The sequence below is a fragment of the Aminivibrio pyruvatiphilus genome (assembly GCF_004366815.1).
Taxonomy (GTDB): Bacteria; Synergistota; Synergistia; order Synergistales; family Aminobacteriaceae; genus Aminivibrio; species Aminivibrio pyruvatiphilus.
Genome location: NZ_SORI01000008.1, coordinates 14,391 through 27,908 on the forward strand (window position 1 = coordinate 14,391; position 13,518 = coordinate 27,908).

11 protein-coding genes are annotated in these 13,518 nt (G+C 58.4%); all 11 read right to left on the bottom strand.

The window, feature by feature from the left end:
- Positions 1 to 2: 2 nt before the first annotated feature.
- The 11 genes from clpX to C8D99_RS07410 all read right to left on the bottom strand — a co-directional run bounded on the left by clpX (position 3) and on the right by C8D99_RS07410 (position 13,469).
- On the bottom strand, positions 3 to 1,289 hold the full coding sequence (gene clpX / locus C8D99_RS07360) for an ATP-dependent Clp protease ATP-binding subunit ClpX (RefSeq protein ID WP_133957499.1): 1,287 nt from the start codon (positions 1,287 to 1,289) through the stop codon (positions 3 to 5).
- Between the two features lie 104 nt (positions 1,290 to 1,393).
- Positions 1,394 to 1,972: an ATP-dependent Clp endopeptidase proteolytic subunit ClpP gene (gene clpP, locus C8D99_RS07365; RefSeq protein WP_133957500.1), complete on the bottom strand. Its 579-nt coding sequence runs from the start codon at positions 1,970 to 1,972 to the stop codon at positions 1,394 to 1,396.
- Between the two features lie 22 nt (positions 1,973 to 1,994).
- Entirely contained in the window at positions 1,995 to 3,341 is a 1,347-nt protein-coding gene (tig, locus tag C8D99_RS07370) for a trigger factor (RefSeq protein WP_133957501.1), read from the bottom strand.
- 240 nt (positions 3,342 to 3,581) lie between these two features.
- Positions 3,582 to 3,785, bottom strand: coding sequence for a cold-shock protein (locus C8D99_RS07375; RefSeq protein ID WP_133957502.1), 204 nt, complete (start codon positions 3,783 to 3,785; stop codon positions 3,582 to 3,584).
- Between the two features lie 120 nt (positions 3,786 to 3,905).
- Positions 3,906 to 5,282 (bottom strand): FAD binding domain-containing protein, encoded by a 1,377-nt coding sequence (locus C8D99_RS07380; RefSeq protein ID WP_133957503.1) that lies wholly within the window; start codon positions 5,280 to 5,282, stop codon positions 3,906 to 3,908.
- Positions 5,279 to 7,588, bottom strand: a complete 2,310-nt coding sequence (locus C8D99_RS07385) for a xanthine dehydrogenase family protein molybdopterin-binding subunit (RefSeq protein WP_133957504.1) — start codon at positions 7,586 to 7,588, stop codon at positions 5,279 to 5,281. The genes C8D99_RS07380 and C8D99_RS07385 overlap by 4 nt, the downstream gene beginning before the upstream one ends.
- A 16-nt stretch (positions 7,589 to 7,604) precedes the next feature.
- Positions 7,605 to 8,528 (bottom strand): dihydroorotate dehydrogenase, encoded by a 924-nt coding sequence (locus C8D99_RS07390; protein WP_133957505.1) that lies wholly within the window; start codon positions 8,526 to 8,528, stop codon positions 7,605 to 7,607.
- A 25-nt stretch (positions 8,529 to 8,553) separates the two neighbouring features.
- On the bottom strand, positions 8,554 to 9,867 hold the full coding sequence (locus C8D99_RS07395; protein WP_133957506.1) for an amidohydrolase family protein: 1,314 nt from the start codon (positions 9,865 to 9,867) through the stop codon (positions 8,554 to 8,556).
- Positions 9,864 to 12,185, bottom strand: a complete 2,322-nt coding sequence (locus C8D99_RS07400) for a xanthine dehydrogenase family protein molybdopterin-binding subunit (protein ID WP_133957507.1) — start codon at positions 12,183 to 12,185, stop codon at positions 9,864 to 9,866. The genes C8D99_RS07395 and C8D99_RS07400 overlap by 4 nt, the downstream gene beginning before the upstream one ends.
- On the bottom strand, positions 12,178 to 12,645 hold the full coding sequence (locus C8D99_RS07405) for a (2Fe-2S)-binding protein (RefSeq protein WP_133957508.1): 468 nt from the start codon (positions 12,643 to 12,645) through the stop codon (positions 12,178 to 12,180). The genes C8D99_RS07400 and C8D99_RS07405 overlap by 8 nt, the downstream gene beginning before the upstream one ends.
- A complete protein-coding gene (locus C8D99_RS07410; RefSeq protein WP_133957509.1) occupies positions 12,642 to 13,469 on the bottom strand; it encodes an FAD binding domain-containing protein in 828 nt (275 codons plus the stop codon). The genes C8D99_RS07405 and C8D99_RS07410 overlap by 4 nt, the downstream gene beginning before the upstream one ends.
- Positions 13,470 to 13,518: the final 49 nt, after the last annotated feature.

Consider the following 13,518-nt stretch of genomic DNA (forward strand, 5'->3'; position numbering starts at 1 on the left):
GGTCAGGCGACCTCCTTGGAGCTCTTTCCCTCAAGAACGGGGTCCTGCAGCCCTTCCACGGCATCTTTCGTGATGATGACTTTCCGGACTTCCCTGCTCCTGGAGGGAATATCGTACATCAGCTCCATCATGATGTTCTCGAGAATAGAGCGAAGTCCCCTGGCCCCCGTATTTTTTTCGTTCGCCTTCATGGCTATGCTCCGGACCGCCTCGTCGGTGAACTCCAGTGAGACCCCCTCCATGGAGAAGGTCTTCTGGTACTGCCGGATAAGGGCATTCTTCGGCTCTGAAAGAATCCGGACCAGCGCGTCGGCGTCCAGCTCTTCAAGGGGAACGAGCACCGGAAGACGGCCGACGAGCTCGGGAATGAACCCGTAGGTCATGAGATCCTCCGGCTGTATCTGCTTCATGATCTCGTATCTCCGGGCGTCATGCTTTCCCATGATGTCGCCGCCGAAACCGATGAGTTTTTTGTTCACCCTGCGCCCGATGATCTCCTCCACGCCGTCGAAGGCTCCCCCGCAGATAAAGAGGATGTTGGACGTGTCGATCTGTATGAAATCCTGGTACGGGTGCTTCCGTCCTCCCTTGGGCGGAACGTTGGACACGGTTCCCTCGAGAATCTTCAGCAGCGCCTGCTGGACACCTTCCCCGGAAACATCCCGGGTGATGGATGCAGACTCGGATTTTCTCGACAGCTTGTCGATCTCGTCAATATAGATGATTCCCCGCTGGGCTGCCTTCACATCGTAGTCTGCAGCCTGGAGGAGCTTCACGAGGATGTTTTCCACGTCCTCGCCCACATATCCCGCCTCGGTGAGGGTGGTGGCGTCGGCGATGGCAAAGGGAACGTTGAGTTTTTTCGCCAGCGTCTGGGCGATAAGGGTTTTGCCGCACCCCGTGGGCCCGAGAAGAAGCACGTTGCTTTTCTGGAGCTCCACGTCGGCATCCTTTCCAAGATTGTTGCTGATGCGCTTGAAATGGTTGTAGACCGCCACGGAGACGCTCTTTTTTGCCCACTCCTGGCCGATGACATACTGATCGAGGAAGGCCTTTATCTCCCGCGGCTTCGGGGCTTCGGACATGGGGATGAAGTGATCCGCCCCTCCGCCCGCCTCTTCCGCTTCCTCATTGAGAATGAGATTGCAGAGGTGGACGCATTCATCGCAAATATAGACCCCGGGTCCGGCTATAAGCTTCTGGACTTCGTCCTGCCCCTTCCCGCAGAAAGAGCACCTGGAATTTCCGCCCTTTCCTCTTCCGCTTCCTTTATCATCAAATTTGAACACGAAACTCTCCCTCCCTGGAGCCTTCCGAAGATACAGCAACAAGGGAGCACCTCGCGGGCTCCCTTGAAGTCTTATCGGAAAGGCTTCGTTGCGAGGAGCAATGGCTACCTCGAATGGATGACTTTATCTATGATCCCGTATTTCTGGGCCTCATCGGGAGACATGAAGAAGTCTCTCTCCGTGTCGGCCGCGATTTTTTTCTTTGTCTGCCCTGTATGCTGGACAAGTATATCATTCAGGCGGTCGCGCAGCTTCAGTATTTCCCGTGCGTGGATCTCCACTTCCGTAGCCTGTCCCTGGGCGCCTCCAAGGGGCTGGTGGATCATGACCCTCGCATTGGGGAGAGCGAGACGCTTCCCGGGGGCGCCTCCTGCAAGGAGCACGGCGCCCATGCTGGAAGCCTGGCCGATGCAGATCGTGGATACGGGGCACTTGATGTACTGCATGGTATCGTAAATCGCCAGTCCCGCGGTGACGTATCCCCCGGGGCTGTTGATGTAGAGGTGGATGTCCTTCTCCGGATCTTCGCTTTCGAGAAACAGGAGCTGGGCAACCACGATGTTGCCCGTGTGTTCGTCTATTCCTTCACCGAGAAAGATAATTCTGTCCTTGAGGAGCCGGCTGTAAATGTCATAGGTTCGTTCTCCACGGCCGGTCTGCTCGACCACGTACGGAATCAGCATGCTGGGTGCCCTCCTTCCGGAATCAGCCGTTCTGCTGCTCTTCAGTCACCGGAGCTGCCGCATCGGAAACCCGGACCGCCTCCATGATGGCTTTCACGGTCTTTCTGTATTTGATCCTGTTCGCCACTTCCATGAGACGTTTCTCGTCCTTGAAGAGGCTGTTGACCAGACGGTCGGCGTCTATTTTATAGGTTGAGGCCAGGGTGGCCATCTCAGCCTCGAAATCTTCCTTTTCCACAGAAACCTTCAGGTCTTCGGCAATCCTGTCGAGAACGAGGGATCGGCGGACGATGGTCTCCGCCTGCTTTCTGATGCCTTCCTCGTACTGCTCTTTCGTGGTGCCGGTCTCCTGAAGGTATTCGTCCATGGAGATATTCCGGCTGCGCTGGATTTTCTCCTCGTCTTCCTTCTTCATCGCTTCGACCTGCCTGGTGATCAGGGTTTCGGGAACGTCGAGGTCAGCTTTTCCGGAAATCAGCTCCACCGCGTCGTATTCTGCCCTGGACTGGTTTTCAGCCTGCATTCTCTCGTGAATCCTCTTTTTGACTTCTTCGCGGAACTCCTCTTCCGAAGCGCATTCCTGATGGAGAATCTTTTGGAATAACTCCGGGGTGAGCTCGGGGAGCACCCTCTCCTTCACTTCCGTGACGGTCATGTCATAGCGGAGGGTTTTGCCCACGAGATTTTTCTCGGGATAGTCCTCCTCGACCATCACTTCCGCTTCTGCCTGCCCGCCCGGCTCCTTGCCGAGAAGGGCATCCCTGATCTCGGTCCTCACGGAGGACTGGGAGAGATCGAGGGTGGTCGTGTCCGGTCCGTGCCGTTCCTCTTCCCCGTTTTCTCCGGAGAGGATGGTGAAGTATTCAATGGCGACCGTGTCGGTCCCGGAAATGGGACGTCCCTCCACCGGGACCAGGGTGGAGTTCTGTTTCAGAATCTCCTGGACGGTCCCTTCCAGCGTCTCGTCGGAAACATCGGCAACCGCTCTTTCCACCGAAATATCCTCAAGCTGGGGAAGGGTTATCTCCGGGGACACCTCGAAGGTAAGCACCACCTCCACGGGGCTGCCCTCCTCCATCTTCTCGATCTTTACGGACGGCTCGTCGATAAGGTCCAGTTCATACTCTTTCACGATTTCCTCTATAGCGTCGGGGAGCATTGTCTCCAGCGCCTCGGCGAATATGGCCTGCTTACCGAACCGCATCTCAAGAATTTTTCTGGGGGCATGCCCTTTCCTGAATCCAGGAATGTTCACCTTGGACGCAAGCTCTTTGACTGCCTTGTCTACGTTCCTGGCAAATTCCCCCGGTTCAAACTCCACCTTGATGGAGAGAACATTTTTTTCCTGGGAAAGCATCTCGGATCTCATACTGTCGCAACCCCTTTCAGTACTGATTCGTACTGTTGTGATATCAGCTCGAACTGCATTTATGGTCCATCTCTTTCCGAAGAAAGAGAAAAAAAATATGCGGAAGGTATTTTACACGGAAAAGGGACCGAATGCAAAAAAAAGGAGATTTTCCGGCAAAAAAACGTCAATGAACAAAAAAACAAGAAAAAGGCAGCGGAATTAACCGCTGCCTCAAGGGTCTGCTCTTTTTGGAAAGGGCTAGAGCTTTACAACGTCAGCAGCCTGATCTCCCTTGGATCCCTGGGTGATCTGAAAAGACACCCGCTGACCTTCGTCAAGAGTCTTGAATCCGTCACCCTGAATGGCGCTGAAGTGGACGAAAACGTCCCTTCCATCGTCGCTGGTGAGAAATCCGTAGCCCTTTGTCGCGTTGAACCACTTAACTGTTCCCTGGGTTGTCAAATTTGTTCCTCCTAGATGTGTTCACTTTTTGCTGACGGCGCCTGTCAACCCGATGATAATAAATGGAATTCCTCCTTCTGTCAAGTCGGATTTTTCCACCCAAATCCGAAGAAAGGATAATTATCTGCCGTTCAGCTCCTCCTTGGGAGAGAGGGAAAGGAGAAATTTCCTCACAAGATTTCCCGTTACCGTTTTCCTGAATTCTCCCGACGTCCGGGGATTGATCTCCCGGGAGGCCCTGTCCGCAGCTTCATTTGCCAGGACGCAGGACAGCTTTTTTCCCGAGAGATACCCCTCGGTCTCCGGAAGGCGGACCGGAAAGGCGGACATGCTTCCCGCTGCTATGCGGACATCCTTCAGAGTGCCTTCCTCAAGAACGGCGGAACAGGCGACCGATATCCTGGAAAGAGTCAGGGCGGCCCTGGAACCCCGCTTGAAAAACGCCTGGCGCAGCGACCCCCTGGGAAGGGGGAGAGACACTCCCCTCAGAATTTCATCCTGTTTCATAACCGTCTTCCTGTAGCCGGCAAAGAATTCCTCCATGGGGACCCGCCGTTCTCCCCGGACACTCCTCAGGATGACCGACGCCCCGAGAACCAGCAGGGGGACGGGAAGGTCCGCGGCTCCCGAAGCGGAGGCCAGGTTGCCGCCCAGGGTAGCCCTGTTCTGCACCGCCCGGGCCCCGCTCAGCTCCGCCGCCCGGGCAAGGGCGGGAAAAAGAGAGAGAACTTCGGGATGTTCCATGATCATGCTGTCACTGGCGCAGGCCCCGACGAACAGCTCTCCGTCCTTCCGGGTGATCGCCCTGAGCTCCTCCACCCGGGAGAGGTCGAGCACCTTCTTCACCTCAACCTTATCGTTTTTCAGGTCGGGATAGAAATCTGTCGTTCCGGCGAGGAAAGTTATTTCATCACCGTATTCGGCCCGTATTTCAATGGCTTCAGCGATAGAGGAAGGCTGGAAGAAGGATTTCCTTTCCTCTTCGGAAAACTCCGGCGGATAATCGCACACCGGTCCGGCGAAAGGCGGTATTCCTTCCCCGTACCCCATGCCGGCTGCCTTTTCTACGGCCCTGATGATTTTCTCGTAGCCGGTGCAGCGGCACAGGTTTCCGGCAAGGCCCGTTCTGATCACAGTTCGGTCCGGGTGAGGATCCCGGGCGAGAAGAGCCCTGGAGGCCATCACCATTCCGGGAATGCAGAAACCGCACTGAACGGCTCCCTCTTCGGCATACGCTCTCTGCAGCAGGTCCGGGTTCTCCGGCGAACCCAGCCCTTCAGCCGTGAGCACAGTCCGTCCGTGGACCTGCATGGCGGGGATCATGCATGAATTGACAAGCTCTCCGTCAAGAAGGACGGCACATGCGCCGCACTCCCCCTCCCCGCACCCTTCCTTCGCCCCTGAAAGCCCCATGCTCCGCAAAATATCGAGGAGACGGTCCAGCGGACGGGCATCCAGCACCCGGAACGTCCCGTTGATGACACAGGTTATTTTCATTGTTCTCCTGCCTTCCGTTCCTTCTTATTTTTCCGGAGAAGGGAATGCAGATATTCTCCTGTCACCGGTATCCCTTCGGGAAAGACTCCCGCGGCGTGTCCGACGGCGGCGACAAGGGCAGGAGCGCCTGAGTCCATGGGCAGCTCGCCCAGCCCCTTCGCTCCGTAGGGGCCCCCCGAAAAGGGAACTTCCTGGAGGTCCACGGAGAAATCCGGCGTGTCGAGGGTCGTGGGGATCAGGTACTGGTTGAGGTGCGCCGTGGTATAGCTCCCGTTTTTCATCCCCACGTCCTCGAGGTAGGCGTAGCCGAAAGCCTGGAGGGATCCTCCTTCGATCTGACCGGAGGCAAGGACGGGAGAAACGGCCTTTCCGATCTCGGCTGAAACATAGGCCTTCCGGGGCGAAATTTCGAAGGTGTCCATGTCCACCTCGACCTCCACCACGTTGGCGATCCAGGCGTAGGCCTTGTACGCATCCCCGGTGTAGGTTGATTCATCCCACGAGAAGCCGGGGATCGGCCGGTATCGCGCAGTGGCCGAAAGAATTCCGGGGAAGGAGGCGAGCCGCTTCGCCATCTCGAAGAAAGGAATCCGGTCCTTTTCTCCTGCCGCAAAAACTCCCTTTTCATAGGAAAAACGCTTCCCGGCAAACTCTTCAAGTTCGGCGGCTTTTTCCGCCATTTGCTCCACAAGGGATATGCAGGCATCCTGGACCGTTTTGCCCACGTACATGGTCGTCCTGGATGCCACCGTGGGGCCGCTGTTCGGAACCACCGACGTATCGGGAACATGGTGGACCACGCTCATGAGGTCCAGCCCGAGGGTCTCCGCCGCGATCATTGCCAGGACCGTGGATGCACCCTGGCCCATTTCAACGCTGCTCACCAGCACCTCCACCCTCTCGCCCCCAGAAACCCTGACGGATGAGGAGCCGCTGATATATTCCTCCCCGCTCCCGGTAAAGCCGCCGCCGTGAAGTCCGAGGGAGAGGCCTATTCCCTTCCTGAGAAAGGGATTCTTTCTGTTTTCTTCTGCGAACAGGCGCCGTTTTTCCCGGTAGCCGGACATTTCGAGCACCCTGTCCAGAACAAGCTCCGCCGACATCCCTTCCCCGAGAACCTGTCCATAGGGAAAGGAGGAACCGTTTTTCAGAATGTTCTTCTTTCTGAGGTCCAGGGGATCCATTCCGAGAATCTCCGCGATCCTGTCCATGTGCCGTTCGATGGCAAAATTGCTCTGGGGAACCCCGAATCCCCTGAAGGCGCCGTTGGGAGGCGTGTTTGTGGCCACCGCCCGTGCCCTGACGGAGACATGGGGAATAAAATAGCACCCGGTGGCGTGAAGGATGGAGCGGGAGAGCACCACCTTGCTCATGGTAGTAAATGCGCCACCGTCAAGGATGATGTCGATTTCCGCCGCCACCAGCGTTCCGTCCTTTTTGACCCCTGTCCGGTGCCTGATGACCGATGGGTGACGCTTCGTGGTGCACAGAAGGTCTTCCTTCCTGTCGTAGACCATTTTCACCGGCCGTCCGCTCTTCAGGGCAAGAAGGGCTGCGTGGAGTCCGAGGATGGACGGATAGTCCTCTTTCCCTCCGAAACCGCCTCCAGTCTCAGTCTGACGAACCATGACCTTTTCGGGAGAGAACCCCAGCCCCTTGACCAGGGCGGAGTGAACGTAATAGGGGCACTGCATGGAACCGATGACCTCCAGGGATCCGTCCTCCCGGGGAATGGCCGCCATGCCCTGGGGTTCGAGATAGACGTGCTCCTGGTGCTTTGTCCTGTAAATTCCTTCAACTATAAGGTCTGCGGAGGCAAATGCCCCTTCGGCATTTCCCGAGACAACCGAATATTCGTCCATGACGTTGCTGTCCCCCCAGATGACCTGGGTGCAGGCGATGGAGTCCTCCACGGTGAGGACGGGGGGCAGTTCCTCCACGTCCATCGAAACTGCCGCGAGGGCCTCCCTGAGCGTTTCCGGATCCGGTGCCGCAATCAGGGCAACCGCCTGGGTCGGGAAAGAAACAAGAGGATCGGCCAGGGCGGGGTAATCGTCCCGGATCATGGAAACCACATTGAGTCCGGGGATGTCCCGGGCCGTGACCAGCACGGCCCGGCTCCAGTCAAAAGAGAGATCCTGCCGGATTTCCCGTATTCTTCCCCGGGGCACCCGGGCGCGCACCGTCCCGCCCACCCAGCATCCCTCTATGGTCAGGTCATCCAGGTATTGTGTGGTCCCGCACGCTTTTGCCAGGCCATCGGTTCTCGGAAGCCGAGAACCCACTACGACCGTTTTCTGGTCCAACCGGCGCTCCCCCTTTCTACTTCAGGCCCGATCGGGCGTTCCTGGCCATCACGTTTCTCATGTACTGGCCGCGGACGTCATCAAGGGAGGCATACCCCGAGGAATCCATCCACTCCCCAATTTCCCCGGCCACCTTTCCGTATATGTCCGGCCCGTGCTGAATGGCTGCGGAACAGATCTGCACCAGGGAGGCTCCGGCCATGAGAAACTGAAGGGCGTCCCTGCCTGTGTAAATCCCTCCCACGCCGATTACGGGCTTCGGCTGGACCGATGCTATCTGGTAGACAATGCGGAGGGCGATGGGGCGGATCGGGGGTCCCGAAAGCCACCCCTGGCCGTAGGTCGAGCCCAGTGGAGGCTTCGCCGTGTCAACGTCGAAATCCAGGGCCGGTCCGAAGGAGTTGATAGCCACAAAACCGTCCACAATTTCCGACGCTCTCACCGCCAGCTCCTCGATATCCGGCGTGTTGGGAGAAACTTTCATCCAGACGGGAACGGATACGGCCTCCCGGAGGGCTTTGGCCACGTCGAGGAGGGGGTCGAGGGATTTACCCGTATAGTGGGTGGAAAACTCGATGATATCGGGCCCCACTTCTTTTTCCAGCAGCCTCCCCAGGGTCCTCACATCGTCAGGGGTGTAGCCGATGGAGGCAATGAGGGGAACCCCTGCCCGCTTGACTTCCCGGTAGGCTTCCAGGTATTCCTCCACCGGAGTCTCGGCCCAGGTTTCGCAGTTGAGAAGGCCGCCGCACGAGGCTTTCCGTATGGTGGGCCTCGGGTCCTTCGCGGGAACCACTGAAACCGTTTTCGTCACGATCCCCCCGGCTCCGCCTGCCACAGCCTCCCGCAGCCTTGCCGCCGTTCCCACATTCGGCCCTGCGGCTGTCAGTACCGGATTGGAAAAATAGACATTATGCACCCGTGAAGAAAGATCCGCCATGATTTCGCCTCCCTGAACTCACACATCACAAATTTCGAAAACGGAGCGACAGCGCCGAAGCGGCCCTTTTGGCCCGGAACCGGAGAGAGTCCATGTCATGACCGGGAAACGCTCCCTTCCGCCAGAGAATTTTTCCGTTGACCGCCGTGAGATGGGCTTTACCGCCCTTTGCCCCGAACAGGAGATGCCCGAGAAGGTTTACCTCCGAGACAGGAGAAAGAGGAATATAATCCAGGACCGCGATATCCGCCGCAGCTCCCGGCCGGAATCCCGTCCGGACAGGGAGATGTCTCTGAAGAACCTTTTCAGGCAAACGGAACATCATGTCCGCCATTCTGGAATAGGGCTCCCCGCCCCCGGCTCCGAGAAGCAGGTATGATCGGAGGGCGGCCACCATGTCTCCCGACATTCCGTCCGTCCCCAGGAGATGGCCGGGAAGCCTGTCCCTGTCCGGCGTTCCGACCCGGTTGTTGGCGTTCGATTCAGGATTCAGCACGACCACAGGATTGATCTCCCCGAGGAGGGAATAATCCTTCTCCGAGAGATGGACACAGTGGATCATGAAGCTGTCCCCGTCCAGGAGACCAAAGGCGTTCAGGCGGTCCACCGGCCCGGCGTACCCCTGCTCCCGGCAGAAGGCGAGGTCCTCCGGGGCCTCCCCACAATGAACGTGAACGGGCATTTCTGCAGCCTTTTCCGCCGCAATGAAACCGAGAGTCTCCTCCGAAAGGGTCAGGTTGGCATGAAGACCGAACATCCCTCCCAGGAAGGGGTCGCTGCGGTGCTTCTCCCAGAAGGCTATATTCTCCGCCACCTGGCGCTTCATGGCCTCTTTCCCCTGCCGGTCTGAGGTCTCGAGGCAGAGCACCGCCCGGATCCCGGCATGGGAAACGGCTTCCGCGGCCACATCGAGGCTTCCCCTGTCAAGGTTCATGGAGGCATGATGGTCAAAAATCGAGGTCACCCCGAAGGAAAGGGAATCAAGGGCTCCCATGAGCACTGAATAATAGAGCGACTCCTCGTCGATCATCCTGTCAAGCCGCCACCAGAGATTTTCGAGAATCTCGGGAAAAGTCTCCGTCGGACCGGCCGGGGAGATCCCCGGGGCGAAGAAGGAATACAGATGGTGGTGGAAATTTACGAGTCCCGGAAGAATCAGGCGGCCTTCCACGTCGAAGAAGGGAATGTCGTCCCTCCGGACGGTTTCCCAGGGGCCGATCTCCACGATCCGGCCCCCGGAAACGAGGAGTGCACCGTCCTCGAGAAACAGCCCCGCCCCGTCGGCCACTACACCCCTTCCAAGGACATATTCTCCGCAGTCCATGCAGTTTCCGGTCATTTGACACCCTTCAGCGACGCAAGCACCTTCTCGGGAGTCAGCGGAAGGTCATAGATCCGCCTGCCCGTAGCGTCAAAAATGGCGTTGGCGATGGCCGGCGCCGGTCCGTTGATGCCTATCTCGGAAATGGATTTCGCGCCGTAGGGACCCGTGGGCTCGTCAGACTCCGCCAGAATGGTCTTCATCACCGGCAGATCCAGGGTGCCGAAGATCTTGTAGTCCCAGAAGGAGCTGTTCGTCATCTTCCCCCGCGGATCAAAGAGATACTGCTCCGTGAGGGCGTAGCTTATGCCGTTCATGGTGGCCCCTTCGATCTGTCCCTCGGTGAGGACGGGATTGATGGGCCTCCCGCAGTCTCCGGCGGAGACAAACTTCACAAGGCGGACTTTTCCTGTTTCCAGATCCACGTCAACCTCGGCGAAGTGAGCCATAAAGGGCGCCGGCGATTCACCTCCCGTATAGGAGGCGCCGGCCTGGATCTGGAACTGGTCGTGGCTGTACAGGGTGAAACAGGCGATTTTCGAAAAGGACGATTCCTCCCCGGTCTGCCTGTTCACCACGACCCCGCCGTCGCCGAGAATGAGCGATTCAGCGGGAGCGCCCATGAGGACTGAGGCCGCGGACAGGATCTGGTCCCTGATCTTCCCTGCGCAGCGAAGCACCGCCTGGCCCGAGACATAGGTGGTGGAGGAAGCATAGGCCCCGGTGTCAAAGGGGGTAAGGTCCGTGTCGGAGGAAAGGATGAGAATCATTTCCACGGGCACCTTCAGGGTTTCCGCGGCAATCTGGCTGAGGATGGTGTCCGACCCCGTGCCGATATCGGTGGCCCCCACGTACAGGTTGAAGGAACCGTCGTCGTTCATTTTCATGGAGGCGCTTCCCATGTCCACCTTCGGGATGCCCGACCCCTGCATGGAAACGGCGGCACCCACACCCTTGACCCACGAGCCGGAGGTGATCCTCTTTGCCCGGAGCCTGTTCCACCCGATTTCCTCCGCTCCGCGGTCCAGGCACTCGGACAGCTTGCAGGACTTGATGATCTGGCTGACTCCCTCCGTACCTTCCCCTATAGCTTTGAAAACTTCCGAGGTTTCCCCTTCGCGGATATGCCACTTCTTCACGAAGTCGACGAAATCCGTTCCGAGTTTTCTGCAGATGCCGTCCACATGCTGGTTGAAGGCGAAGTACCCCTGGGTGGCACCGTATCCACGGTAGGCTCCGCCCACCGGTAGGGTGGTGTAGACCGCTCGTCCGGTGAAGGAGACGTTCGGGATCTTGTTGAACATGGGCAGGACTTTCGATCCCGCGTTGGAGAGCACCGTCAGCGCATGGGCGCCGTAGGCGCCGGTATTCATGATGTCGTTCATTTCCAGGGCGGTTATGGTGCCGTCCTTCTTTACGCCGGTCTTTATACGGACTCTCATGGGGTGCCTCGTCCTCGCGGTGGTGAAGACCTCGGGCCGTGTTAGCTCAGCCTTTACGCTCCTCTTGTATTTCCACGCCGCCAGGGCAACATAGGGCTCGAGGATGATCTCCTGCTTGCTGCCGAATCCTCCGCCGATCCGCGGCTTCACGACCCTGATCCTGTGGGCGGGAATGCCCGTCACCCTGCTGACCGTCCGCCGGGCGTGGAAGGGAACCTGGGTCGTGGTGTAGATGACCAGCCTGCCCTTTTCGTCGAAGGTGGCCGTTGCCGCGTGGGGTTCCATGGCACAGTGGTTCGCGTAGTGGGTCCTGTAGGTTTCCTCCTCGATGAAGTCCGCCTCGGCGAAACCCTTTTCCACGTCGCCGAAGGAAAAGAGCACTTCCCCCGCCACATTCTCTTCCGGCCGATACGGCACGGGAAGGGGCGCAAAAGCGCCGTCACCGTGGAGGCAGGGGGACCCCGGATCCATGGATTTTTCCGGATCGAAGAGGGGTTCGAGCTGACGGTACTCCACCCGAACAGCCCCTGCCGCCTCCCGGGCAGCCGCGGCCGATTCCGCCAGCACCGCACCGACGATATCGCCAACATATCTCACCCTCTTGTTGAAGAGAGCGGTATCGTAGGGAGAGGGTTCGGGATATCCCTGCCCGGCCGTGGTGTACAGCTCCGACCGGGTGTTGCCCGAATGAAAGACATCCACCACCCCCTCCATGCCCCGTGCGGGACCATCGTCGATGGACAGTATCTCCGCATGGGCGTGGGGGGAATAAAAGAAGACGAGATGGAGAGGATTCTTCACCTCGAAGTCTGCGGTATACCGTGCCGTCCCGCAGGCCAGGGAAAGGGAGTCCACCTTCAGGACCGGTTTTCCGACCACGGAAAAATCACTCATGGCTGCTCATCCTCCTTGCGGCGAGACGGACCGCCTCGATGATCTTGACATACCCGGTGCAGCGGCAGGAATTGCCGTCAAGGGCCCTGCGGATCTCGTCATCGGTGGGGTTCGGCGTCTTTTTCAGAAGGCAGTAGGCTGCCAGGATCATGGCCGGAGTGCAGAAACCGCACTGTACCGCCCCTGTTTCGACAAAGGCGGTCTGCAGAGGATGAGGGGCGTGAATGGAACCGATGCCGGCCACGGTGAGAATCTCCTTCTCCTGGGCCGAAGCGGCGAAGACCTGGCAGGAATTCACCAGGGAACCCTCCACGACCACGGCACAGGTACCGCAGATTCCTTCCCCGCAGCCCCTGTGGACTTCGGTGCATCCGTTCTCCCGCAGCACGTCCAGAAGGACGGCGTCCGGAGCGAAGGACCACTCCTCTTTCCGCCCGTTGATGAAAAATGTTCCCTTCATCGGGTTTCCTCCTCCCTGAAAAGGGCTGATTTCACACAGCGCTCCACCTGGACCGCGGCTATTTCCGAAAGGTACTCGGGGGATCCTGCAGGTTTTCTTCCGAAGGGGACAGAGCCCATCTTCCGGATGTCAAGGGACTGTACTTTCGAGATATCCGCGCCGTTCAGCGCCTTCTCAAGCTCCGTCAGCCTGAGTGCCCTGTCGGTCCCTCCGGAAAGGGCGACCCGAATTCTTTCTATCCTGGGACCGCTGGTGCGGGCAAGGACGGATACGGTAAAGGCCGGGTAATCGAAGCCAACCCTTACCTCACGGTAATATACCGATATCCAGTCGGACGGGTCGGGGAAAATGAGGGATGTGATCAGGGTTCCTTTCTGGAGCGACCTGTCCGCAAGCCACGGGGAGAGATCATAGGTGCCGGCGTTTTTTCCCTCCGTGCGGATTTTTCCCTCCAGGACGGCCATGGGCCCTATGAGGTCAGACCACAGCGGAAAAAGGGACGCGCTGCCCCCCATGGTGATCCTGTTCCGCAGGGGCGTGGAGGCAGCCGAACCAAGGGCTTCGGCAAGAATGCAGCCGGGATAAAGGTTGGAGAGATTCTCGGCCGCAGACGCAAATGTCTGGTTCGCTCCGATTTCCAGAACGCCTCTGTCCGTTTTCAGATAGTTCAGCGGAACCTTTGTAAGATCCACCACTCCGGCAAAAGAACCTATCCCGCTTTTCACGAGGCTCGTTCCGCCTCCGTGGGGAACGGTCCTTTCCCTTCCGAGAAGCGATGCCGCTTCGTCGATCGTCTCCGGGAAATACCATTGCACCATATTCATAGTTCTCCCCCTTTATCGAAACGCTCCAAGGTCTATTCATTCATGCCGG

Excerpts from the sequence above, each read along its gene's own strand:
- clpP (WP_133957500.1), bottom strand. The coding sequence starts at position 1,972 with ATGCTGATTCCGTACGTGGTCGAGCAGACCGGCCGTGGAGAACGAACC.
- tig (WP_133957501.1), bottom strand. The coding sequence starts at position 3,341 with ATGAGATCCGAGATGCTTTCCCAGGAAAAAAATGTTCTCTCCATCAAG.
- C8D99_RS07380 (WP_133957503.1), bottom strand. The coding sequence starts at position 5,282 with ATGAAAATAACCTGTGTCATCAACGGGACGTTCCGGGTGCTGGATGCC.
- C8D99_RS07390 (WP_133957505.1), bottom strand. The coding sequence starts at position 8,528 with ATGGCGGATCTTTCTTCACGGGTGCATAATGTCTATTTTTCCAATCCG.
- C8D99_RS07395 (WP_133957506.1), bottom strand. The coding sequence starts at position 9,867 with ATGACCGGAAACTGCATGGACTGCGGAGAATATGTCCTTGGAAGGGGT.
- C8D99_RS07400 (WP_133957507.1), bottom strand. The coding sequence starts at position 12,185 with ATGAGTGATTTTTCCGTGGTCGGAAAACCGGTCCTGAAGGTGGACTCC.
- C8D99_RS07405 (WP_133957508.1), bottom strand. The coding sequence starts at position 12,645 with ATGAAGGGAACATTTTTCATCAACGGGCGGAAAGAGGAGTGGTCCTTC.
- C8D99_RS07410 (WP_133957509.1), bottom strand. The coding sequence starts at position 13,469 with ATGAATATGGTGCAATGGTATTTCCCGGAGACGATCGACGAAGCGGCA.